Origin of the sequence: Pseudoalteromonas rubra (assembly GCF_005886805.2) — a bacterium.
Classification (GTDB): Bacteria; Pseudomonadota; Gammaproteobacteria; order Enterobacterales; family Alteromonadaceae; genus Pseudoalteromonas; species Pseudoalteromonas rubra_D.
Genome location: NZ_CP045429.1, coordinates 3,707,580 through 3,734,247 on the forward strand (window position 1 = coordinate 3,707,580; position 26,668 = coordinate 3,734,247).

Annotated in this window: 4 protein-coding genes; 3 read left to right on the top strand and 1 reads right to left on the bottom strand. The window is 53.8% G+C overall.

Going from position 1 to position 26,668, the window contains the following annotated elements; all coding sequences use genetic code 11:
* Window positions 1-48 precede the first annotated feature (48 nt).
* Window positions 49-19,827, top strand: a complete 19,779-nt coding sequence (locus CWC22_RS15955) for a non-ribosomal peptide synthetase (RefSeq protein ID WP_138538752.1) — start codon at window positions 49-51, stop codon at window positions 19,825-19,827.
* Window positions 19,828-19,877: 50 nt separating this feature from the next.
* Here CWC22_RS15955 and serB read toward each other — a convergent pair whose 3' ends face one another.
* Window positions 19,878-20,891 (bottom strand): phosphoserine phosphatase SerB, encoded by a 1,014-nt coding sequence (gene serB, locus CWC22_RS15960; protein ID WP_138538751.1) that lies wholly within the window; start codon window positions 20,889-20,891, stop codon window positions 19,878-19,880.
* A 120-nt stretch (window positions 20,892-21,011) separates the two neighbouring features.
* Here serB and CWC22_RS15965 point away from each other — a divergent pair, with 120 nt between their 5' ends.
* Together CWC22_RS15965 and CWC22_RS15970 are read left to right on the top strand one after the other, a co-directional pair.
* A complete protein-coding gene (locus CWC22_RS15965) occupies window positions 21,012-21,632 on the top strand; it encodes an AhpA/YtjB family protein (RefSeq protein ID WP_138538750.1) in 621 nt (206 codons plus the stop codon).
* 696 nt (window positions 21,633-22,328) lie between these two features.
* Entirely contained in the window at window positions 22,329-26,666 is a 4,338-nt protein-coding gene (locus tag CWC22_RS15970) for a YncE family protein (protein WP_138538749.1), read from the top strand.
* The last annotated feature ends 2 nt before the right edge of the window (window positions 26,667-26,668 follow it).

Sequence of the window (26,668 nt, forward strand, 5' to 3'; positions counted from 1 at the left end):
AAGCAACAGCGTCCGCGCAGCCCGACTAGACGTTTATCGAGACAGACCATGACAAGCAAACACAACCCGCAGACTCCCACTCAGCCAGACAAGACACCGGATATTGCCATCGTCGGCCTGTCTCTGCGTTTTCCGGGCGCCGATAACAAACATCAGTTCTGGCACAACCTCAGTCATAAAATCAGCAGTATCAGCGAAGTGCCCGTTGAACGTTGGGACTGGAAAAAATACTACGACCCAAGGCCTGGTAAAAACGCACAAAAGAGCATCAGCAAATGGGGGGGATTTATTGGCGATATCGCCGGGTTTGATGCCGGTTTTTTTGCTATCTCACCCAAAGAAGCGCAGAGTATGGATCCCCAGCAGCGCCTGAGCATGGAGCTGGCCTGGGCCTGCTTTGAAGATGCGGGCCTCAGGCCATCGCAGTTTAAAAATACCGCTACAGGTGTCTATCTGGGGTGCAGCAACACCGACTACCAGGAGTTTTCGACCGGTAATATCGACCCGCACTTTCTGACCGGTATGTCGACCGGTGTGTTTGCCAACCGCATCTCGCACTATTTTAATTTCCAGGGGCCGAGTGAAACCGTCGATACTGCCTGCTCTTCGTCTTTGGTGGCCATTCACAAAGCTATGAATGACTTTCGCTCCGGCGAGATCAGTGCGGCGCTGGTTGGTGGCGTCAACTTACTGATCACCAAAAACCGCTATGTCAGCTTTAGTAAGCTGGGCGTGCTGTCACCTCAGGGGCGCTGCAAAACCCTGGATGCCGAGGCCGATGGCTATGTTCGTGGCGAAGGCGTTGGCATGGTGTTGTTGCTGCCGGTAGAGACTGCCAAAACGCTAAATGCGACCATCTATGGCATCATCAAAGGCAGCGCTGTGGGACACTCAGGTAAAACCAATACTCTGACCTCACCGAACCCATTTTCGCAGTCGCGGGTGATCCAGCAGGCCATCGACAATGCCCAGCTTGGCTCTGATCAGATTGGCTTTGTCGAATTACATGGCACCGGCACCGTACTGGGCGACCCACTAGAGATCCAGGGCCTGAAGCGCGCCTTTCGCGCCAGTAAACAGAAAACGCCCGGTGCACCTTGCTATCTCAGCACCGTGAAAACCAATATCGGCCATTTAGAGTCGGCTGCAGGTATTGCCGGAGTGATCAAAACCTTGCTGGCCTTTGAGCATGAACAGGTGCCGCCGCTGCAAAACTTTGCGACGCTTAATCCGAAAATCTCTCTGGAGAAATCGCCGTTTAAGTTAGCGACCGAATGTATGCCCTGGCCGGGCGAGCAGCGCCTTGCCGGGATATCTTCATTTGGCTTTGCCGGGGTAAATGCCCATGTGATCTTAGAATCACCAAAACGCCTCAACCCAGAGCGCCCAGCGTTAGACACCGCCCTGCCGATCGTGCTGTCGGCCAGGACCCGAACCGCCCTCACGCAGCGTGCCGCAGATTTGCTTGCCTCTCTTGGATCGGATAACTCGGTTGAGCTGCAGGATTTAAGTTATACGCTCACAGTGGGCCGGGAGTCGATGAAACATCGAATGGGATTTGCAGCGGACTCGCTGGCCTCCCTCAAAGCGCAACTGAGCAAGTTTGTTTCAGGTGAAGCTGGTGACTGGCACTATAGCAAAGTTGCCGCCACTACAGAGCAGGTCGAAGTCACACACGATACACTCGATGCACGCATAACCGGCTGGGTACGGGGCGATGTCATCGACTGGCAAACCAGCTATAGCGACCTCAGCCCACAACGGATCAGTTTGCCTGCCTATCCATTTGAGCATAAACCTTACTGGCTCGCTGCAGAAGACGAAGCACAGCCCTCACATTTACACCCACTGCTGCATCGTAGTATGCCGGCACTGGGCGAGCTGCTCTTTGCCAGTGACTTTACGGGGAATGAGCCCTTTTTACGTGACCATCAGGTACAGGGGCAGGCCTTGCTGCCCGGCGTCTGTACACTTGAAATGGTGCATGCGGCCATGACCTTGTCTGGCCAGCTAACGGATAGTCAGTCACTGCGACTGAGCCAGGTGAGCTGGCTCAGACCTGTGACCATCGACGCGCAGAGCAGCCCCGTTTATTTGTCGCTAAAACAAACCGGTGACCGGGTGACATTTGAGTTATGGCGTGAAGCAAACGATGTTCGTCAGGTATATGCCAGCGGTCAGGCAGAGGTCACTGAGCACAGCGTCACAACACAAGACATTACCGCGCTGTCTGACTCCCACACAGTCGCGACCACTGAGTTATATCAACAATTTAGCGCAGCAGGCGTGAACTATGGCCCGGCGTTTCAGCGCCTGACGACATTATGTGTTGCGGGTCAAAAGGCACAAGGCACACTGGCCCCGATAAACGCCCCGGATTTTGCCTTTGCGCCAGAGCAACTCGACAGTGCCCTGCATACATTGTTGGGCTTTGCAGAGAAAGCCCAGCCGGGACTACCCTTTGCACTGGAGCAGGCTGAATTACTCGCGCCACTCCCGTCTGATAAAACCTTGATAGTCTGTGCGACCCAACATACCCATGCAGATGCCAGCAGCCAGAGATTTGATGTGGTTCTGTGCGATGAACAAGGTGTGGTGTATGTGCATCTGCGTGGCTTTTCGACCCGCTCAATGGCGCACGATGCCGATGCGACCCAGCTGTTTACGGTACTCCCTGGCTGGCAGCACCTGACAGCACCGCCGTCAGCTGAAACGACTCAAAGCAACTTTGATTATCAGGGGCCTGCGTCACTTAAGCCAGCTTGGTGTACGGACTCGGCGCAACCTGCTGATCACCTGTTGTGGGTCGCCAAAGACGAGTACGCAGATCCACTTACACTGTTTACTCACCTCAAAACCCTGATCGAACAAGGTAAAGGCACAGAGCCGCTGGCCATCACTTTGCTCACCTTCCAGACACAGCAAGTGCATGACGAAACCGTCGATGCACGCGGCGCCGGGCTGATTGGGTTGCTGCAAAGCGTGGCTCAGGAATACCCTCGCTGGCAAGTTCGCGTTGTCGACTTGAGTGCTGAATGCAAAGAAGAGACAAACCACTGGCAACAGGCGACGCGCTTGCCAGCGGGCTTCTATGCGCACCGCGACGATATTTGGCATCACTTCAGCGCCTGCGAACATACCTACCTGGATTCAGGTAAGTCAGCCTATCGCCAGGATGGCGTCTATCTGGTGCTGGGCGGCGCAGGGGGTCTGGGTCAGGTCTGGAGTGAATGGATGATCCGCCAGCATCAGGCACAAATTGTCTGGGTTGGTCGCCGCGCGCTGAATGAAGACATTGAGCAGGCTATCAACCGACTGGGGGAATTAGGCCCTGCACCGCATTATATTCAGGCCGATGCCTGCGATGAAGCGGCCATGAAAGACGTAATGTACACCATTAAGCAAGACTATGGGCAACTCCATGGCGTGGTGCATTCCGTCTTACACCTGGAAGATCAGAGCCTGGCCAACATGGACGACGCTCAGTTCCTGAGAGCTTATCAGGCCAAACAGACCAGTGGTGAAACCCTGCTTAGCGTGTGTAAAGATCAGTCGCTCGACTTTGTACTGCTGTTCTCTTCAATGCAATCTTTCTCGCCTGCTCCTGGCCAAAGTAATTACGCTGCGGGCTGTCAGTATCTGGATAGTCTGGCCCGCTCGGCCAGTGCTGAACTGCCCATTAAGGTGGTTAACTGGGGTTACTGGGGCGACGTTGGCCGGGTCAGTGACCCGTTTTATCAGCGTAAGATGCGCCAGGCCGGGATTGGCTCTATCGACGCGCAAGCAGGCATGACGGCGCTGGCAAAGTTCATGTCCTCTTCGCTGACGCAGGTGGGCGTGGTGAAAATGACACCAGAGCGAGCACAAGCGGCGCTGGTGCGCAGCAGTTATTCTTCAGAATGTCGCTATAACGCATTCCAGCCTGAACTGGCCGCGCCGGCGCTGGCGCTCGATACTCAATCCGCTGACACCGAGATACTTTATACGCTGTGTCAGGCGCTGATTAGTGCAGGCTGGCAACATCCGGCTGAGCGCACCGAGGTGCTATCAGACTTGCCAGACTATTTTGCATTATGGTGGCAGGAAACCGCACGCTACCTGAGCGAGGCCGGTTTACTACAAGACGACGAGCTCACTCTGCCGGGGCCTCCAGCCGAGCAGACTGTGCTGGCTCAGGAAGATTATGCACTGCTCAACGCCGCACTGGCGGCACTGCCCGAAATTTTATCCGGCCAGCGTAAAGCCACTGATGTGCTGTTTCCCGGCGGCTCACTGGCTCTGGTTGAATCAGTATACCGGGATAACCCGGTGGCCATGCACGCCAACCAGGCACTGGTTACTCAGCTTACCCACTACCTGAGCAGCCTGGGTGAACAACCCGTGCGGATCCTGGAGATTGGTGCAGGTACCGGCGGCACCACGCGCACAGTGCTGCCCGAATTACGCAATTTTAATGTCACTGAATACGCTTACACCGACTTATCGCAGGCCTTTTTCAGCCATGCCAAAGCACAATTTCAGCCAGACTATCCTTTTGTACAGACCGCCTATTTTGACGTCAGCAAGCCACTTTCGGAACAACAAATTGACTTAGCCAGCTATGACGTGGTGATTGCCACCAATGTGCTGCACGCCACCGCCGACATGCTGAGTACACTGAATAACGCCAAGGCCTGCCTGAAGCGCGGTGGCCTGCTGTTGATCAACGAAGTCACTCAGCCATCGCTGTTTACTCAGCTGACCTTTGGCCTGCTCGAAGGCTGGTGGCTGAGCAAAGACACCACGCTGCGCTTGCCAGGCTCACCTTTATTGTCGCAGCCGCGCTGGCAGCAGTTATTAAGCAGCAATGGCTTTACTCTTGCAACCTCTGCCACAGACGCTCAATCGCCGCAGCAAGTGCTGTGCGCGCAAAGTAATGGCCGGTTAGTACAGCAACGTCCAAAACCGGTTCAGCAAGAAACACTAATTTCAAACCCCAATACAGCAATGCAACAGCCCGAACAAACACCGACCGACTCGCAGCCTGCAGCAGACAGCGCAACCCTGAGCGACTTCGTTGCCCAAACCCTCTCGGGGATCGCCAGCCAGGCGCTAAGCATGACAGCGGATGAATTAGACCCGGATGACTCATTTGCCGATTACGGCGTGGATTCGATCCTGGCCATTCAGATCCTCGATGAGATCAACGCTCGCTTTACTCTGAGCCTGCCACCCACCTTGTTGTTCGACTTTCCCTCCATCGCAACGCTGAGCGTACACATAGTGGCTGAGCACAGCGATAAGGCAACGGCTCTCATGCACAAAGCGCAGCCAGCCATGGCGACTGCGCAACAGGCTCCACCTGTATCGGTTCAAACAGCTACGGATAAAGTGAAACCGGTTAATAATCCCAGTCAAAACGCAATGGACAAAATTGCCATCGTGGGCATGAGTGGTCAGTTTGGTGATGCCAGCAATGTCGACGAGTTCTGGGAAATGCTGAGCAACAAACGCACCTCGGTACGTGCGCAGCAACGTTGGGACCTGAGCAACTTGTCACCCGAGGCACAAAATTGGTGTCGCTACGCCAGCTTGCTGGATGACATCGCCAGCTTTGACGCGCCGTTTTTCTCCATCACACCGCAAGAAGCTGAGGTGATGGATCCGCAGCAGCGACTGTTTTTGCAAGAAGCCTACCGGGCGCTGGAAGACGCTAATATGATCACCCGGGCTGCGGGCAGCAATACCGGCGTTTATCTGGGCTGTGCGCAGGGCGACTACGCCTCGCTGGCACCTCAGGATGCCCCCGCGCAATTGTTCTGGGGCAATGCTGGTTCAGTGATCCCGGCACGGGTTTCTTATTATCTGAACCTGAAAGGGCCAGCACTGGCCATAGACACTGCCTGCTCGTCGTCACTGGTAGCCATGCACAGTGCCTGTCAGGCGCTGAAAAACGGCGAAATAGACGCAGCATTGGCTGGGGGCGTTACCACCTTATGCACGTCACAGTTTTCACAACATGCCGGCAAGGCGGGCATGCTCAGTGCCGACGGCACTTGCTATACTTTTGATGACAGAGCCAATGGCTTTGTGCCAGGAGAAGGTGTCGGTGTGGTGGTATTAAAACGCCTGAGCGATGCCGAGCGTGATGGCGATCATATTCTGGGGGTTATTTTAGCTTCAGCCACCAACCAGGACGGCACCACCAGCGGGATCACGGCACCCAGTTCGGTTTCTCAGCAGCAGTTACATAGCCGTATATATGAGCAATTTGATATCGCCCCGGACTCCCTTAGCCTGATTGAGGCCCATGGCACCGGGACTAAGCTCGGTGACCCCATTGAATTTCAGGCCCTGACCCGGGCATTTCGTACAGCGACCCAGCGCAGCCAGTTCTGTGCACTGGGCTCGGTCAAAACCAACATCGGCCACTGCCTGACCGCCGCAGGCGTCGCCGGTGTGATCAAAACCGTGCTGGCCATGCAGCACAAAACCATTCCTGCTTCGCTGCATTATCAGCAGGGCAACAGCCATATCGACTGGCAGGATACGCCGTTTTATGTCGCCCAGGATACGCAGCCCTGGACTGTGCCGGATGACCAGCCACGTCGCGCTGGTGTCAGCTCATTTGGTTTCAGTGGTACCAATGCCCACCTGATCCTTGAAGAATATCAGCCGACAGAAACCACTGTGCGAGCAGGCAGCGCTAAGCCGGTGATCATTGCACTATCAGCCAAATCTCCCGAAGTGCTGCGTGACAAAGCCCGCAAACTAACGGACTGGCTCGCGCAGGCGCAACTGGATGACAGCGCACTGGAGGCGCTGGCTTATACGCTGCAAATCGCGCGCGATGCCATGGACTGTCGTATGGCTTTTGTTGCCCACTCGCTGACACAGGTGCACACCCAACTAAGTGACTTTGCTAATCAACAAGCTGGCACCTATAAACAGGGCAACAGTAAACAAGGCAAAGCCATTTTAGCGGCGCTGGATAAAGACGATTTTAACCGCTGGACGCAAGCCGGTGAGCTCAGCAAGCTACTCGCTTTATGGGTGGTCGGTGCCGAACTCGACTGGTCTGCATTTTACCCAGCTCAGCCGACCTTACTGCGCCTGCCGACGTATCCGTTTGCCAGCACTCCATACTGGCTCAGCGGGGCACCCAAACTCACACAAGTGAATCCACAACCGGCCCCAACAGTGGTCACAGAAGATTCGCTGTTGCACCTCACCCCACAATGGCAACCACTGGATGTGACTTCACAGGCAAGCTGGTCTGGTAAACGCCAGGTCATCGCTGTGGCACCACACAACGACATGCCAAATGCCATTGTGCTGCAAGATACATCGGGTGACACAGCACAGCGTATTGAGGCACTAACCCTCGCCCTGATAGCGCACATCAAACAGCTTGCCAGCACCACCGAGCCTTTACTTATCCAGCTACTCGTGCCTGCGAGTGAACCTCTGTTGATGGCGCTGGCTGGGGTGCTGAAAACCGCCGCACTGGAGCATCATTTACTGAATATTCAGCTGGTACAAAGCGATACGCCTGCACAATATGCAGCACAACTTGCGCAGGTAAGCCAGTATACCCAGCACAAAGTGCTGCGTTTTACTCAGGGTCAGTGCGAGATACAAACACTGACGCCACAACACAGCGATGTGCCCACTTTGATGCCATGGAAAGAAAATGGCCTGTATCTAATCACGGGTGGCCTTGGCCAGCTCGGCCAGAGCTTCGTCAAAGAGATCCTGGCCCATACTCGCCATGCTCAGGTTATTATCACGGGCCGTCGCACCGCACCTGAGTCGCTCAGCGACCTGGGAGATACAAGTCGAATTCATTATTACCAAACTGATATCAGCACTCAAACCCAGTGCACTGAGCTGCTTAAACTTATTGCAGCGCAACACGGTGCTCTGACCGGGGTTTTGCACAGCGCCGGTGTGATTGACGATCAACTGATTGCAAGCAAAACTCCGCAGGCGGTCCAGCGCGTGCTGGCACCCAAAGTATCCGGAGTGATGGCACTGGATGAGGCCAGCAAAGCATTACCGCTGGATTTCTTTATCTGCTTTTCATCCATTGCTGCGTGCTTTGGTAACCCGGGTCAGGCCGATTATGCCACCGCTAATGCCTTCATGGATGCCTATATGATCAAGCGCCAGCAATGGGGTGAACAAGGTCAGCGCCATGGTTTGAGCCTGTCCGTAAACTGGCCGCTGTGGGCACAAGGTGGCATGCAAATGGACGCCGTTAAGCAGAATTTGCTGCGCTCGCAGGGCCTTGCCGCCATGCCTGATGAGCTGGGCCTGAAGGCCTTCTACCAGTTGTTTAGCGAGCCGCATACACAGCAGTGCTTTTTATACGGTAATCCGGGCAAGCTCACACGCTGGATAACCCCACAAACCAGGATTCAAACTCCGAGCACCCCGCCACAGGGCGCAACCACGCTGAGTGATAGCGCTTTAATGGACCACCTTAAAGCCGTGGTGGCGCAAGTCAGTAAACTGCCGGTGGAAGAGCTCGACAGCGACCTCGACTTCCGGGATATGGGCTTTGATTCCATTATGCTGATGTCCGTGGTACAGCAGCTTGAGGCCGATCCTCAACTTGGCCTGGACGCCCTGCCACCAGCATTGTTATTTGAGGTGAAAACCCTCAACCAGCTGCATGCTTACCTTGTTAAACAGCAACCCAATATCGCCGCAGTAAAGGTTACACACGAGGATCCGGTAACCCGACAAACGCCTTTAGGATCACTGCCGCTGTCAAAAGCCCAGCAGGGTCTGTGGCTGCTGCACAAGCAAAACCCGGCGCTGTGCAGCTACAATATCCCGTTGGTTTTCGAGCTTGCCAGCCTGGACGTTGCCCTTATGCAGCAAGCACTAGACAGCCTCTGCCAGCGCCATCCTGTGCTGCGTCTGCGTATTCACGAAACAGACGGTCGACCCACTCAACAGATCCACCCTGATGCAATCCGGATTGAACAAACGTCTTTGGCACCGACCTCTCAGGCTGCCCTGATTGATGCAATACAACAAACCATTGCGACGCCTTTTGATCTGTCAGGCCCACTGCTGCGCGCAACTGCCTGGCAAGTGGCGTCGGGCGCTCAGTCACGGCATGTGATGGTGATTGTGCTGCACCATCTGATCATTGACGGGGTCTCCGCCACCCAGCTGTTGTCTCAGCTGTGGCAGGCCTATCATGAAGGCATCCCAGCGGCAGCGCCCGACCAGGGCTTTTTCGACTACCTTGACTGGGAGCAACAGCTGCTAGCCAGCCCAAGTGCTGAGACGCTGAAACAATTCTGGCAGCAGTCTCTGAACCCTACGCACGCACCGCTGACCTTACCCGGTAAGCGCACGACGGAGATCTGCCCGGACGAGCCAAGCAGTGCGCGCGTGACGCTCAGCTTGCCAGTCAGCACAGAGCAGCAACTCGAGCAGTTTTTAACCCGTCACAAGCTTAGCACCTCAGTGTTTTTCTTAACCGTGTTTCAGGCATTACTGAGCCGTCTCACTGGTCGCAGTGAGCTGATACTGGGTACGCCGGTGATGCAACGACCCAAAGCCAGTATGGCGCAGTCACTGGGCCTGTTTGTCAATCAATTGCCACTGCCACTGACACGTACTAACAGCATAGATTTTGTCGGTCAGGCCCGGGCTAATCAGACACAACTGGACGCCGTGATCAGTCACAGCGCCCTGCCCTTGTCTGAGCTACTCAGTGCCGTCAATGCCCCGCGTACACCGGGTACTCACCCGCTGTTTCAGATTGGCTATGCCTGTCATAATTTTATTCAGGCCGACTGGGTAGAAGACAATCAGGCGCTACTGGGCGCACTGTGGCAGGAATTCCAGCAAGATGCCGAACTGGACCTAAGCCTGGAGGTTACCCCGCTGGGTGGTACCCATCAGCTGGCCTTTAAATTTGCGACCCGCACTTATGAGCGCCATACCGTACAAACCCTGGCAGATAACTATCTGCAGCTGCTGGAAGACGTACTGCTGCGCGGTGACTTGCCACCTGGCGGCCAGCGTCAGCCACAAACACCGAGCGCAAAATCCGCTACTTTAGTTGACAGCTTCACCTTACAGGCCGCACAGCACCCGACCCAGACGGCGGTCTCGTTTGCCGGTGCCACGCTGAGTTATCAGGCACTGGAGCAGCAGGCCAACCAGCTGGCCCATACTTTAATTGCCAGAGGTGCGCGGCCCGGCAGCCGAATTGCCCTGGTATTGCGCCCGGGTGTGGAGATGATAGTTGCCATGCTGGCGGTGCTGAAAACCGGTAGCGCCTACGTGCCAGTAGACCCTAACTCACCAGAGGACAGAGCACGCTTTATTCTGGCCGATGCCGATCCAGCACTGATACTGATAAGCGACGATCTGACGCCGCCTGTCGCGCACAGTCAGGCGTACCGCCTCAGTGACTGCCTGCAAAGCAGCGCTATGGCGCCCGTCACTGCCCCGGGGATACCTCTGGCACCTCAGGCGCTGGCCTATATTATTTATACCTCGGGCTCTACAGGTCAGCCCAAAGGCGTGCTGGTTGAACATCACAACATTACTGCATTGCTTAGCAACACCCAGCCAGGGTTTGGTTTTAATGCCCAGGATACTTGGTGCCTGTTCCATTCGTTTGCATTTGATTTCTCGGTGTGGGAGATCTGGGGCGCGCTGGCGCATGGCGGCAAACTAGTAATTGTGGATGACGCGTGCAAAAAAGACAGCGCTGCGTTCGCGCGCTTTATTCACGATAACCAGATAAGCATCTTAAATCAGACACCATCGGCGTTTTATCCGCTGATGACACATTTGCTGGCGCAACCGGCGCTGACGCATTCTCTGCGCACCGTGATTTTTGGCGGTGAAGCACTGGAGCTGAGTAAACTCACCCCCTGGTTTGAAGCAGCGCAGCCGTTACCCAGACTGGTCAACATGTATGGCATCACGGAAACCACAGTGCATGTCACCGAGATGCTTATCACCCGCGACTTGGTCGAACAAAACCCGGGGAAAAGCATCATAGGCCAGCCACTGCCGGGTTACCGCCTTTACTTGCTAGATGAACAACACAACCCTGTCGCTGCGGGTCAGCCCGGCGAATTGTATGTTGGAGGCTGTGGCGTCAGTCGGGGTTATCATCAAAGAGCAGTGCTGACCGCAGAGCGCTTTATCCCTAATCCGCTCGCCGGGCAAAGCAAGGAGCGCCTCTATCGTACCGGCGATCTGGCGCGCCTTAATGCGCAGGGCCAGTATGAATATCTGGGCCGCTGCGACGATCAGGTTCAGATCCGTGGACACCGTATTGAGCTGGGCGAAGTACAGCATGCCCTGCTGACCAACCCGGCTATTGACGATGCCTGCGTGCTGGCTGCCAGCAAACGCCATGGTGAAGTGCTGGTGGCCTACCTGGTCACCCAGGTGCCGCTTTCCGATGAAACCATTCGTGCCGAGTTATTAAAGGTTGTGCCCGAATACATGGTGCCGGCGTATTTTGTCTCAGTGCCCGCGCTGCCTCTGACCAACAATGGCAAAGTCGATAAACAGGCGCTGCTCAGCCAGTTGCCGTTTAACTCACACACAGCGCAGGCCGGGCGCTCAGCCATGGAGGTAAGCCACAGTGCAGCGACCCCCACAGTGCAAGATTTGCAGGCTGAGATCTCAGCCGTCTGGTGTGATGTGCTGGAAGTGGATCAGGTTGCGCCGGATGCGCCCTTTTTCACGGTCGGGGGCAATTCCCTGCTGGCCAATGTACTGGCCACCAAACTGAGCACCAGGTTCAATATCGATCTGCCGCTGACGGAAGTGTTTCAGTACAGCACCATTAATGCCCAGTGCGATTATTTATCGACCAAAGTCACCACTCCAATTGCAGCGCCTGTACGCGCGCCAGAGCCGGTCTATCCTGTAAAGCCGACAACCGCCAATCAGGCCATTGCCATGATAGGTTTGTCCTGTCATTACCCGGACTCTCAGGACGCGCAGACATTCTGGCAAAACCTCATTGAAGGCAAAAACTTTGTTCGCCATAGTCAGCGCGCCGAGTCAGACGCAGCTATGATCTGGCTCGATACCTGGGTAGAGGGTCAGGATGCATTCGATCCCGGCTTTTTTAATCTCTCTGAAAAACAAGCTCGTACCATGAGCTATGCACAGCGACAGCTATTGCTGCATGCCTGGAAAGCGGTTGAAGATGCTGGTTATCGCAACGATCAGATCCCCAATACCGGCGTGTATATTTCCGCCTCTGGCGGCGATCTGACCGATCTTAACCTGCATGACAAGTTCAGCAACGGGGAATTTTTCCTTAACGCCGAAGACTATGTTGCGTCAACGCTGAATCAGCCAGGCACGCTGCCAACCAGTATTTCCTATCATCTCGGTCTGACCGGCCCGAGCCTGTTTGTGCATTCCAATTGTTCCTCATCCCTGAGCGCACTGGCACTGGCCTGCTCGGCGCTCAAAGCCGGTGAAATTGACTATGCCATTGTCGGCGCTGCCTGTTTATTCCCGCAGCGCACCACAGGATACAAAATAGAAAAAGGCCTCAACTTTGCCCCCGATGCGCGCTGCAAAGTCTTTGATGCCCAAGCCGATGGCATGATAGGCGGCAATGGCGTCTCTGTGGTGGTGCTCAAACGGGCCGATGAGGCAACCCAGGATAGCGATCACATTTACAGCCTGATTAAGGCGGTGAAGGTGAACAACGATGGTAAAAACAAGGCGGGTTTCTTTGCCCCGGGCACCGAAGGCCAGATGCAGGTGATCACCCAGGCACTACAAAGCGCCGATGTTTCACCGGCAAGTATCAGTTATGTCGAAGCCCATGGCACTGGCACTGCACTGGGTGACCCCATTGAATTTGCTGCGCTGCAACAGGTTTATCAGCAGCATAGCGATGATAAACAATACTGTGGGCTGGGTGCCGTAAAATCGAATCTGGGCCACACAGACACCCTGGCAGGGCTTACCGGACTGGTGAAAACCAGCTTGTCACTGCACCACAAGCTGCTACCCGGCACCTTGCACTACAACGAACCGAATCCACACCTCGACCTGGCCAGCTCTCCATTCTACATTGTTGACAGCACTCGCCTGTGGGAAACGCCTCTGTTGCCAAGGCGGGCTGCGGTCAGCTCATTCGGTATTGGTGGCACCAATGCCCACGCCATTTTGGAAGAAGCACCGGTGCAACCTAGTCAAAGCACGTTGAGCAACTTGCCTTCCATCGTCGTGCTATCAGCTACGACCCCTGAGGTACTGCAACGTCAGGTCAGTGAGCTGCTGAACTGGCTTGAGGGTACCCTGTGCGATGATGCGCTGAGAGTCAGCCTGGCCTACACCTTGCAAACCGGTCGCCAGGTGATGGCGCATCGCGCAGGCTTTGTGGTGTCTTCTCTGAACGAGCTTAAAACCCAGTTGACGAATTATCTGGCAAGGAGTGAACAAGCACCTTTGAACCCAGTTCCCGTTGGTACACCGGCCAGCTGGCTGGCACAGGGCAACTATCAGGCTATTCTGAGTTACTGGCTGGACACTGGCTTTCAAAACTGGGACTTTCTGTATCAGGGAGAGCAGGTAAGCAAGCTAAGTCTGCCGACTTATCCTTTTGATCTGAAGCCTTATACGCTCGGCCTGAGTCAGGCTCAGACAGAAGACCCGGTCGCGTGCACACTAAGTGTACCCAAGTGGCACACTCAGCCGGTGAACACAGACAGTAGTACCGCAGCGCCAGACAGCACGGCGTCACACTGTGTGGTGCTGTGTGACCTGCCTGACTTTGAGGTCGCAGGCGCCATCACTCAATCACTTAGCTCAAGTCATTACGCACCAGAGCAGCAGCTCAATGATTATGCGACCCAGCTGCTCAACATAGTGCAGCCACTTGCGAAAACCAGGCAACCGACCCTGCTACAGCTAGTGATAGGCAACACCCAAACCGAGCCGTTGGCTAACCTCAACAGCTGCCTGCATGGCTTACTAAAAACCGCCAGCATTGAACACCCGATGCTGCGCACACAACTGCTGCTCGTCGATCCAACATTGACCATTGATGCGTTGCAAACCCTGCTGAGCGATAACCGCAACGCGCCTGACTCTATCATCGCCTATGAGGGTAGCACCCGCACAGTACTGGACTACCAGCCACTGTGCGATGCCAGTCCGGTCAGTCCGTGGCAACCTGATGGCGTGTATCTGATCACCGGGGGGCTCGGGGGCATTGGCCACCACTTTATCGCCGAACTTGCCACTTTGCCGTTTGCCACCACCGTGATAATCACAGGTCGCAGAGCCGCTGACGACGCTCAGGTACAGGCACAACTGCGCAACCTCAGACAAGATCAGATTAAACTGGTTTATCGACAACTGGATGTTGCACAGAAGATGAATGTCCTGCTGCTGGTACGGGACATAGTACGCGAATTTGGCACACTCCATGGTGTGATCCATGCGGCCGGCATCGTGCAGGATACCCTGCTGTGCAACAAAACTCCGACCTCCTTTGCGCAAGTGCTGGCTCCTAAAGTCACGGGCGTGGTGGCGCTGGATGAAGCCACAGCGGATCTGCCGCTAAACTTCTTTGCCTGCTTTGCCGGGCTCAGTGGTGTACACGGCGCAGCCTCTCAGTGTGACTATGCCACGGCCAATGCGTTTCTCGACAGCTATATGCAGCAACGTCATATCCGGGTTGCCCGTGGTGAGCGTCACGGCCTGAGCGCCAGTATTGACTGGCCTTTCTGGCAAGACGGCGGTATGCAGCGCAGTGCGCAGTTTACCCACACAGATACTGCGATGCCTACTAACAGTGGCATCGATGCATTTTACCGGGCACTACAACAGCCTCAGACGTTGGTGCAATACATCCCAACAGAGCCAGCCATTGAGCAGCAAAACGCTTCCGCCATTGCAACACCAGCAGCCCAGTTTACCAGTGAAGCAGCACTTGACGCTGCGCTGACAGAGCAGCTGAACACTATGGTGGCGGCTTTACTCGGCGTGCAACCGGATACACTGGACGGAGATACCGATCTGGGCGAATTTGGCGCGGATTCCATCGCCTTCATTACCTTTATCAATCAGCTCAATAGTCGCTATCAGCTTGAGCTGTCACCCAGTGTGCTGTTTATGCACTCGACCCTGAACAGCCTCAGAGCCCATATTATCGCCGAATATGGCGATACGCTGATCGCCACGAATAACGAGTCGCAAACAAGCTCAACGGATACAGAAGCAGAACGAGCTCCTGTAAATGCGTCAAACGATGAAGCAATCGCCATTGTTGGGATCAGTGCCGCCTTCCCCAAAGCGAGTGACCTCGACGAATTCTGGCACAATCTGAGCACAGGCAAAGACTGTGTGACCCGCCACGACTGGCCACAGCCGCAAAACAGCGAGCTCAGCTGGCCCGGCGAAATTAACTGGCTGGGCCGCCTGCGACGCGACACCGAGTTCGATCCCTTATTCTTCAATATTGCCCCGGCAGAGTGCGAGCGCATTCAGTTACAAGAAAGCCTGCTGATGATGCATGTCTGGCAGTGTATTGAGAATGCCGGATACGATCCCAAATCGCTGGCAGGCACCAGCACCGGGTTATTTATTGGCTGTCAGTCCGGGTATCACGAAGGGCTGATCACCTCCCCCGCATTCGCGCCGAACCGCATGAGCTACTTCCTCGACCTGCACGGCCCGAGCGAAGGGGTAGATACCACCTGTTCATCATCGCTGGTTGCCGTACACAAGGCCATGGCAGCCATTCGTATGGGTGAGTGTGAGCAAGCCATTGTTGGCGGCGTCAATATCATAGACACCCCCACCGCCTCTGTGGCCATGCAGGAGATAGGTGCACTGTCGCCGGACGGGCGATGCAAAACCTTTGCAGCCGATGCAGATGGTATCGTTCGGGGTGAGGGCGTTGGCATGATCATGCTGAAAAAGCGCTCGGCAGCCGAGCGCGATCAGGACGCCATTTACGCCACTTTGCTGGGGTCGGCGGTTAATCATGGCGGAAAATCACAGGGCTTTACCGTACCAAACGCCCGGGCACAAACTCAGCTGCTGGACAAAGCCTGGCGCAACGCCAACATCGACCCGGCTACACTCAGCTACATCGAATGCCATGGCACCGGCACCACACTCGGCGATCCGGTTGAACTCGATGCGCTCAAAGCAGCCTTTAATGCGCATCAGTGGCCGACGCAGTGTGCGCTGGGCTCAGTGAAAAGTAACATAGGCCATACCGAAATTGCCGCCGGTATCGCAGGTCTCATCAAGGTTGTTTTGCAACTTAAGCATCAGACTCTGGTGCCGTCGCTCCATGTGCAGGCACTTAACCCCTATCTGGCGCTCGAGGGGACGCCGCTCACGGTACAAACTCAGGCGCAGCCCTGGGAGCACGGCGATACCCCCCGCCGGGCAGCCGTCAGTGCCTTTGGGATAAGTGGCGTGAATGCCCATGTGGTACTCGAAGAGTATCAGCCGAACATCACAGCGCCACACTCAGCTCAGCCAGACACCCCGGCGATGGTGGTGCTCTCAGCCACCAGCAAAGCGGCGCTGGGACAAAAAGTTGCGGAGCTTGCCAACCACATCGCGACTTTACCTGACACGCCTGAGGTACTGGCACAGCTGGCCGCGACCTTAGCACTGGGCCGCACCGCTCAGGCGTACAGACTCGGCTGGGTGGTGTCCTCACTGAGCGAGCTGTGCATAGCCCTGGGTGAGGCCATGCCTGAACAAGCCCAAAAAGTTAGCCATAACATCAGCGAGCAGCTAACAGCAGAGCAGTTGCTGACTTTGCATCAAACCAAAGAATATGCAGCCATAGTGCGTCTGTGGCAATCCGGCAAAGTCGCGAGCTGGCAACCGCTTTACCCAACTGCTTTGCCAAAACTGCACCTGCCTGGGACATCTTTTATCAGCAAAAAAGCGGTTGAGACTGAACAAACAAATCCCTGGCTGCTGCTCGACAACCAATTTCAACCAGCGGCACTCAATCTGCCTGAGGACTGGCAGGCATCGCTGAATGCACAGCTGGCACACAGACACATTCTGCTGGTATCAGACACTCAGGCGCAACAGGCAACACTCCGTGCACAGCTGCAAACAACAGGCAGTAAGATAACTTCGCTGTGCTTTGATCAGCTAGACAACTCAGCGCTGGATCCGGAAAATCTGCCGGATACCACTTTTGTCCTGGGCTCAGGCTCGTTGTCTGAACCTGAGCAACAAATAAAACCTCTGTTCGAGCTGATGCAACTGACCGCCCGTTATGACAATCACGCAATGCAGCTGTTTTATGGCACCCAGACCGATCCGCAAACAGAAACCCGGGACGACCTGAGTGCCCTGCTGCGTTGCTACAACCTGCGCAATCCACAACATAGCTGGACTTTGCTAGAGCAGCTTGGTGAGACTGATTGCCTGAGCGACATGTTGCTACAAGAGTTTGCCTGCACACTACTGAGCACCGCTGAGCACCAACCGAATCAGGTGCAATACCGCGATGGTGCGCGATTTGCGCTACAACTGACGCAACTGCCAGACGCAAACGACACGGCACAATCTGAGTATGAAATACGTCGCGGTGGCACCTATCTGCTCGCCGGTGCGCTGGGCGAACTGGGCATGGCGCTGAGCCAGCGTTTGCTGGAAGACTGCGATGCGACCCTCATTTTACTGGGCAGACGCGATGAGCAAGCAGTGCAGCCACAACTAACCCAACTCAGAGACGTGGGCAATGGCACAGTGCATTACCTGGCGTGTGATATTGCCGACGGCCAACAACTGGAACAACTCAGTGCCTTACTGAGCGACAAGGCATTACAGCTCAACGGCGTGTTCCACCTGGGCACCACCTACACGGAAGAAGAAAACGACTGGGCCGACTTCGCCCGCTCGATGCAGGTCAAAGTGCAAGGCACTCAGCAGCTGGATGCCCTGTTGAGCAGCTACGAGCTGGACTTTTTTGTGCTGTTCTCTTCCATGGCCGTGTTTGGCAGCCTGAATCATCTGTCGTATTCATACGCCAATGGCTTTCAGAACGCCTTTGCCCGAGCCCGGAACCAAATGGTTGAGGTGCAGCAGCGCCATGGTCAGACCCTGGCAATTAACTGGGGCTACTGGCATTCAGATGACCCGCTAAAAAGCATCGAGAACAGCTTTGCCGAGAAAAAAGGCTACCAGTTAATCCAGATGTCGGATGCCTTTGCGCAGCTGCCTAAATTACTTAGCGCCGGGCGCAGTACCCTGGCTACCATCTGCACCACAGAGCCGGAGCGTATCATGCACAACACTGCGGCACTGTTACAGCGTAAACGCCTGACGCAACCCCGCCTTGAGCACGGAACAGATGAGGTACCTGACGCGTCTGGGGATATCGCCGCTACCGTGGTGAGCATTGTTGGCCAGGTACTGGGGATCGCTCCCGACGAGCTGGATCTGAATTGCGATCTGTATGATTATGGCTTCGACTCCATCTCATTGCTAAAAACCTTCCAGCAGCTCAAAACCCGCCTCAATATTGATATTCAGGCCGACGCCTTTAAGAACATGAATACCATCCAGGCGCTGATCGACGAAATCGACAAGGCCCATGGCCAGACTCAATCTGATGACGATGCGTCATTGCCTGAGTTTATCGTCGATGCGGGCATTGATCTGCCGACACTGCCCGATGAAATCACGCATGCCTATGAGGGTGATGCCCGTCATGTGCTGCTCACTGGTGCAACCGGCTTTTTAGGCGGTCACCTGCTGGCAGAGCTGTTGGCCACCACCGAAGCAAAGATATACTGCCTGGTGCGTGCCAGCTCCGTTGAGCAGGCACGCAGCCGGATTGCCGATAATGCCAAACAGTATGCGCAGACTCTGGACCTGGATCGTATTGTGCCTGTCCCGGGTGATATGGAGCAATCCCGCTTAGGCGTATCCGACGAGCACTGGACACGACTGTGCCGGGACATCCAGCATGTGGTGCATACGGCGTCATATGTGAACCATATCCAGCCCTACTTTGCCTTTAAAAAGTCGGTGGCTGGTACCAATGCCCTGCTCAAACTGTGCTGCACGGACACGCTGAAGATGATCCACTTTGTCTCCAGCACCACGGCCAGCACCCAGATAAAAGACTCGCACTTTTCAGTCAACCCGCGAGAATCCTTTATTCCAACAGACGAAGCGGCCTTACTGTGCAGCGGGTACGGACAGTCAAAATGGGTGCAGGAAGAAAACATTCGTCAGGCATCACTCATAGGTGTGCCCTACACGGTTTACCGCTTTTCGGAAATCTCAGGCTCATCAACAAGTGGCATTGGCAACACGGATGATGTCTTCCACCGCATCCTGAAAATGATGCTCAGCATAGAGGTACGCCCAACTGAAAGCCCGTACATGCTGGATATCATTCCGGTTGACCGCGCGGCCACATGTATCGTTGCAGGCATGAGTGACCCGCAAAAACGCAACCAGGTCTATCACGTGGCAAACCCAGCGCCACTGAGCATCGCAACCTTCTATGACTTTGCCGCTGAGCGGGGCCTGCGCTTTACCCACACGGATAAAGCGGAGTTCATTCGTGCCTGTGAAGCCTACGCGGCCCAGCGGGAAGGCAAAGATCAGGTCATTATGCAGGGCTTATTGTCATCACGCCCCGGTTACGACGAATATCTGTTTGAAGCGTATTTTATGCCGATGGACCCCTACGATAAGGACAACTTCATCGCACTGACCGAGCGCTATGACATCACGCTGGGCGACTGGGAGAGTTTGTTTGATACTTACTTTACCCAGTGGCTGGAAGACAGACACTATCGGGAGATCTGGCAGGAGAGTTAAGTGAATAACAAAGCGGGCTTTATGCCCGCTTTGCATTTAGTAATTCATAACTAGACCGGGACACTCAACAGATAAAGCAGCTGAGTCAACGACCCTTGGGTTATCGCGGCATCGGCCTGCTCGACCACCTTAGGTTTGCCATGAACTGCGACGCCTAGCCCGGCAGCAGCCATCATGATTAAATCATTGGCGCCGTCGCCCATGGCCACGGTTTGTTTAGATGCAATACCAAACTGTTCAGCCAGAGATTTAAGCACCTCGGCTTTTTTACTGCCATCAACGACCTCGCCCAGTACTTTACCAGTCAGCTTATCGTCGGCAATTTCCAATGTGTTAGCAAAGACCGCATCCAGCTGCAACGGCGCTTTTAGCGCCTCGGCAAACCAGGTAAAGCCACCAGAGGCAATCGCCAGATGCCAGTGATGTGCTTTGAGCACCGCACACAGCTGGGCAACGCCCTCCATCAGCGGCAGGTTGTCTTTGAGCTGCTGAATGAGCGGCAACTCGACGCCAGACAGCTTAGCAACACGCTGATACAAACTGTCGTTAAACGCCAGTTGCCCAGCCATGGCCTGTGCGGTCACCGCTGCAACCTCATCATACACCCCGGCCAGTCTGGCAATTTCATCAATACACTCGATGGTGATTACCGTGGAGTCCATATCCATTACCAGTAACCCGGGCTTAAGCAAACTGGGCGGCTGGCTGATAGCCGCACCTTGCAGGCCACGCTGAGCCGCTAAAGCGCGAATGGGTGCGCGCACATCGCGTGCCGAATGCGTGTAAATAACCAGGCCAGGCGTCATCGTTGCTGTTGGCTGATACAGTGCCAGTCTGGTGACCTCAATATCCGCCTGCTGACACAAACGCAGAACCTCCAGGACATCCGCCTCATTGAGCTCAGCGCCAAAAAAACATAGGTACTGACCATCTTCGGACAGCGGGCTGCTGCCAGGTCTCAGTTGATCATCGTTTTCAATGTGGTACCAATTTGCTACAGTGAGGCACTGCTGAGCAGGCTCAGCCGTGGCACGCAACTGGATTGACGCGAGTGACTTTGACATGGATACTCCTGATTGGGGTCATATCCGGCTCATTGAGCCGATGTGTGAATACTTGCTTGGTAACGGTATGCGCCCTTTTTAACATCTTAATCGTGGCATGTCAGCAGGCAAACAAGATCTATGAAAAATACACAAGCCCTTGAAACCCTTTCTTCTTCACGCAATCGGCGACTACTGCGTCTGCTCATCGCTGCGGTGTGCTTTTTAACCATTACCTGGCTGGCATTTAACACCAGTTTTCGCTCCCATCAGCTGTTACACAGCAATGCCGACCACGCTGGCCGCAGCCTGACTAAGCAATTGGCTCTGAATGCTGCTCTGCCAATGAGCCGCATGGATACGCCCCAGCTCAGAGCCCTGAGCAACCACCTCGCCAGTGACGACTATGTGCTGTCTGTCAGACTCTATAACCATCAGGGCCAGTTTATTATTGGTAATGATGGCCAGAGTGCGCCGCCTCAGATAACCGATTTACCTCGCCACCTACCCGGACTGGCTCAGTCAAAACAGCCCATTGTTGAACCCATTTATGACGCAGAGCAGCAACCCATAGGCTTTGTCAGCGTCGAATACTTAACAGAAGCTGCGATGGCACAAAGCCATAGACATTTTCATGAACTGGGTCGCGTGGTACTGCTGATGCTGGGCATTGCCTGTATTTTTACCTGGCAGGTAGGGCGCGCACTGAAACGCTGGGAAGTGAAACGTCAGATCCGCAATAACACTGAGGATCAAAAATAAATCTCGCAAAAAACTTAGAGGTACGTACGTTTAAATATGCCGGGTAGATTGCCAGCGTGCGCTAACCACTACCACCTTATTTCATCTACTTTCTATACTCCTGACACGGCGCATTGTTCTCTCCTTCCTTAAACCAGATAACGCCGGTGCGCTTAAATGTCCTCAGCAGTGTGCAAGTGAGGGTCTGCCAAATAATGCCATTACATAAACACCAAAATACTCATCTGATCAGCATCCCAAAAAACGAAAAAGTCAAATTTAATTATTTCGTGATTAGAAATTATTCAGAATCAAATGCTCTTTGTCTTTTAAAGTAATTTCGTAAAAAAGCAAAATTTTACGCTCATAACACCCGATTAGTTGCTTAAATCTCGCACATGCAAATTGAGCATAAAACCACCCAATATACCGTTTTTGTAAATCAAAATGTTAAATAGTTTAACTTTAAGAAAAAATACATTTGAAAAAAAGAAAGCTATCATATTACTATCCGTCTCAATCTAGGAACACGATACCAATAAAGGTACGAGAAAACGGAGCACTTCGATCACCCAAATTTAACTCTCAAACTGCAAGTAAATAGACAAAAAAAACGTGACCAGTTGCGCCAGTAAAGTCGACTTGACCTTACGCACAGCTGCAACCTTGTACGTTCAAATTCTGCACCTCACCGGTGTATTAAACTGGGTCAAAAATATGAAAATGACATTGAAAAAGACTCTGCTTGGTATAGCGACACTCGCCTCCTCCTTTGTATCGGCGGCAACATCAGCATCAAACGACTATACCTTGCTAGAAGCCGATCCCGTCAATCCAATCTCGGTATCGCAAAAAAGCGGGCTTGTTTTTGCCTTAAACATTCCAGACGACCATCTCGAAATTTTTCAACCTAAGGACGGCAAACTAACGCAATGTGGCTCCATCAAAGTGGGTATGCGTCCCGTGTCACTCGCTTTGGTATCAGAAACCAGACACAGCGCCTCCTTGTGGGTTGTCAATCAACTGTCCGACAGTATCAACATCGTTGATGTCGCACTCTCCGATTGTTCTGGCCGGGTTGTTGACACCATCGCAACGGGCGACGAACCAAAGGATATTATACTCGCCAACACACCAGCCGGTAAGCGGCTACTCGTTACCATGGCCCACCGCGGACAAAACCACCCGGATCCAGGTGCCAGAGATGGCTTTGATTTAGTCAGAACACCGACACAAAATGCACAGCTTGACCGTCCCGCCGGTCTTGCAGATGTGGTTATTTACCACCCCCAAACGCGTGAAGCAGAACAGGTCATTAATTTAACAACAACCGCACCACGCGCGATCACTTTGGCACCCGCAGATGCCCAGGGAGTGCACCATCAAGTGTACGTAGCAGGCTATCACACAGGTAACCGAACATCGGTGGTTGCCGCAGAAACAACTCGAGGCGCCGCCATCGAACACCTGCACCATCTGATGGAACATGGGGACGTTACTGAGGATGCCAATGGCTTGCTGGTTGTTACTAAGCCTGACATCAAAATGTATGGCGGTACGCCTGCCGTTAAGGGGATTGGACGCTGTATGCCAGATCCCAGACCTGCGATGCAACGTCGACATGAGTTGCAGCTTTGCGCCCAGACCGATCAAAACCACAATCTGATCGCGTTTTTGCCTCAGGACACTGGTCGCGTGACGCCGGAATGTTCATGCACAGACTCTTCAGGACAAATCCAGCCCGTGATCAGTCAAATGGTGAAGTACTTTGACGATCCAAAGGTGTGCGGCGAGTACTTCGATACCAGCATTAACGGCTGCTGGCTGGATCAGGATCCGGCATACAGTCAGGAACAAACTCCGGTTATGGCTTGGAACGATTTAATGAAGTTCACTTTGCCAGACGAGGATGTCTTTGCTCTCACTTTCAATGAACAAGGACAGCTCACCGAAGAGCATGCCTTCTCGGGAGTTGGCCATATTTTATACGACATGGCGACTCACCCCAAATCAGGGGCTGTCTACGTGGTTAACCAAGACGCAAATAACATGACGCGATTTGAAGGGTTTGGCCACTTCGCAAACTCAACAGTGCGTGGCCGTCTTGCAATTAGCCAATTGAGTATTCTGGATCAAGACTCAGTCATGGTGAAGGATCTCAACGACCACTTACAGAAAGAGGTGCATGGCAATAGCTGGAAGCGCTCACTGGCCTTTCCCGTTGCAATTGATATTACTCATAAAAAAGACCAGAGAGGTCGCTTAGCAAATAATCAAACGCTATTCATAGCCGCGCTGGGTTCTGACAAGCTAGCCTATGTAGATACCCAAGATCTCGACCGGGACGGTACTTTTAACCGGCATATCAAATCGTTGAATTTGACAAATAAAAGGCAAAATTATGACAGCGCTATCATGGCCGGACCAGTTGGACTTACCATTGATCATAAACGGCAACGTCTCTACGTTATGGCGCGCTTCAGCAATGAACTGATTGAAGTCGATATCAGGCGTAAAAAGCCAAAAATAATTGCTCGTCACGCTTTGCACAACCCAGAACCTTTCCTGGTACAAAAGGGCAGATCAACCCTCTACAATGCAACTGAAATGTCGACCAATGGTGCACAGGCATGTGCCAGCTGCCATATTTTTGGTGACAGCGATAGCCTGGCCTGGGATTTAAGTAATCCGGATGCCAGCACAATTAACAACTATGGCCCATTTGTCTCTCCACCTCAGATAGGCTTTGTCTCTGATCTGGCGGTCGATCCATGGCAAACCGATCCTAAACGCGCCGCTGTTAACCCAGATTTTAGAGCGATTAAAGGCCCCATGATCACCCAACCTCTGAGAGGCATCGCCAACCACGGTGCAACGCATTGGCGTGGGGACCGGGTTCGCCGCGTTCAGTTCACCTATGGTGAACAGCCAGATACGGGTGCATTTGACGAACGCAGCTCGATCATAGAATTTGACGAAGCCGTTGTAGGGTTGCTGGGTTCTGAGCAACCACTTGAAACCAATAAGTTTGAATATCTGGCCGATTACCTGTTAAAGATCAGCTATCCACCTAACCCAATCCGTAATCTAGACAACTCTCTCACTGAATTACAACAGGCTGGCCGTGCTGCGTTTTTCGGCTGTGTCAGCATGACGGATGAACAGTTTGCGAACCGACAGTGTATTGGCACCAATGGTCAGTTGGTTGATATAGACCCACAAACAGAGCAGTGTGAATGCTACGGTAACCCGGTTCGTTACGTCATGGATCGTTTTTCCTACGTAGGAGAATTGGCTGAGGCTTGGTTGGATGTTGAAGTCGCCGACAATGCACTCAATGACCGCAATGCAGTTGCCCAGTTACAACAACGTCTGAGCTTGTTAAAAATGGAAGCTCAGATTGTGGGACAACTTCAGACTCAGCCGTTATCCAGTCTCGCATTTGCGGGCAACCAAGCTGCTAACAATTATCAGGCACAGGTTTATAACCTGATTCAATTGGATCAAATCCAGAATTGGCTTGCAGGTCACACTTATCCCGAAGAGCGAGTTGGCCTGTTAGGGTTTATCGATTTTGTTCAGACACTGGATGCTCAGCACAACACCACAGTGTTAGCTGACTTACTCGATCAACTCAGCTTCACAGATATGCCTACCGAACAACAAGCGCAATTCACCGACCCAACTCAGGTGGTTAGCGCACTGGAGACCCTGTGGGGGGATGCAAACATCAGTCGTCGCCCGGTCATTGATGCCAGATTACCAGCAGGTCAGGAACAAAATATCCTGGGTACCTGTGCGGTCAGACAAACAAAAAACAGTTGTGCACTGCGCATTGCCGACAGCTTGACAACATGTCAGGGTTGTCACGTATTGGACCCCCATGCCAATGCCGAGTTTGGTGTCGAAAAACCGGGACTGTTTGGGACCAGCGGCGAATACTCATTCTCTAATATCCCTCAGGTATTCAAAGTGCCACATCTGAGAAACTTGTATAAGCGGACGGGTAAATTCGGTCAGCCCTATGAATTTGATATGTTCGTGGGCCAGAGTGTCTTTGGCATATACAAAGGCGGGTTCTTCGATAGAAATCCGCAGCACGAAGGTGCCTCGATCCGTGGTTACGGGTATTCTCATGATGGGTCCGCCGACACACTGCATCGCTTTGCGGGGCTTCTGGACTTTTTACGTCGTCCAGCCGGGACACTGGGTGGCGATGATGTGCGCGGTAACCCAGATGCATTTGATGCCTTTGTGCCACTCAACCCACAACAGTGTTTAACTCAGGTCGCCCATCAGGCCGGTGACTTCTTTGCCAAGTTAGGCGCAGATAAGTCGACCTTACTACCATTGGCTCTGGCTGCATCCTCAGGTGACAAAACAGCTGCCAAACAAGTCGTCGAGACAGTACTGAGCAGTCCTGCTATCCATTCAGATCAACGTTGGCAAACCATTGCTCGCGGCGCATTGCATGCCTTGCAGCAACAAAAACCGGTTACCAGTGCGCTCGGAGCCCCCATCGTAGAAGCAGTGACTGCATCTTTAGTTTGTCCGAATCCCCCCAGTGCAGAGATGATGCCACTGTGTTTTCAGCTCGGCTCTACCCTTGAATATGGCGAGAAAGACGGTGTGTGCTATCCAAGCGGGTTGCTCGAACGCGAAGCTGGCGAAGCATTTATGATGGCATTTGATACCAACCTCAAACCCATGGTTGGGCGCCAGCTAACGCTAACCAGCGCCCCCTCAGAAACGTTGCTGGCAGACTTCAAAGCTATGACCGCAGCGGCAGCCGAAGGCCATTGTGATCTAGCGGGTAATAATGGCTTTGGAGGGTATGTGATGACGGTTGCAGCTGCCGAAGCGCCACTTGAGTCAATTGTGGAAACAGATGTGGGGACTGCTCTCACCGTTAGCCAATTACTTGCCAACCGGGTACCTGCAACCTTTGTGTGTTACCCGCCGAAACCGAATCAGGATGAAGCACGTCGCTCAGTACTGGATCGAGATTCAGATGGCATTGCTAACGCATTAGATCAGTCCATGGATAGGAATTAAGA

Coding starts and splice junctions, on each gene's coding strand:
- CWC22_RS15965 (WP_138538750.1), top strand. CDS start 21,012: ATGAAAAATACACAAGCCCTTGAAACCCTTTCTTCTTCACGCAATCGG.
- CWC22_RS15970 (WP_138538749.1), top strand. CDS start 22,329: ATGAAAATGACATTGAAAAAGACTCTGCTTGGTATAGCGACACTCGCC.
- serB (WP_138538751.1), bottom strand. CDS start 20,891: ATGTCAAAGTCACTCGCGTCAATCCAGTTGCGTGCCACGGCTGAGCCT.
- CWC22_RS15955 (WP_138538752.1), top strand. CDS start 49: ATGACAAGCAAACACAACCCGCAGACTCCCACTCAGCCAGACAAGACA.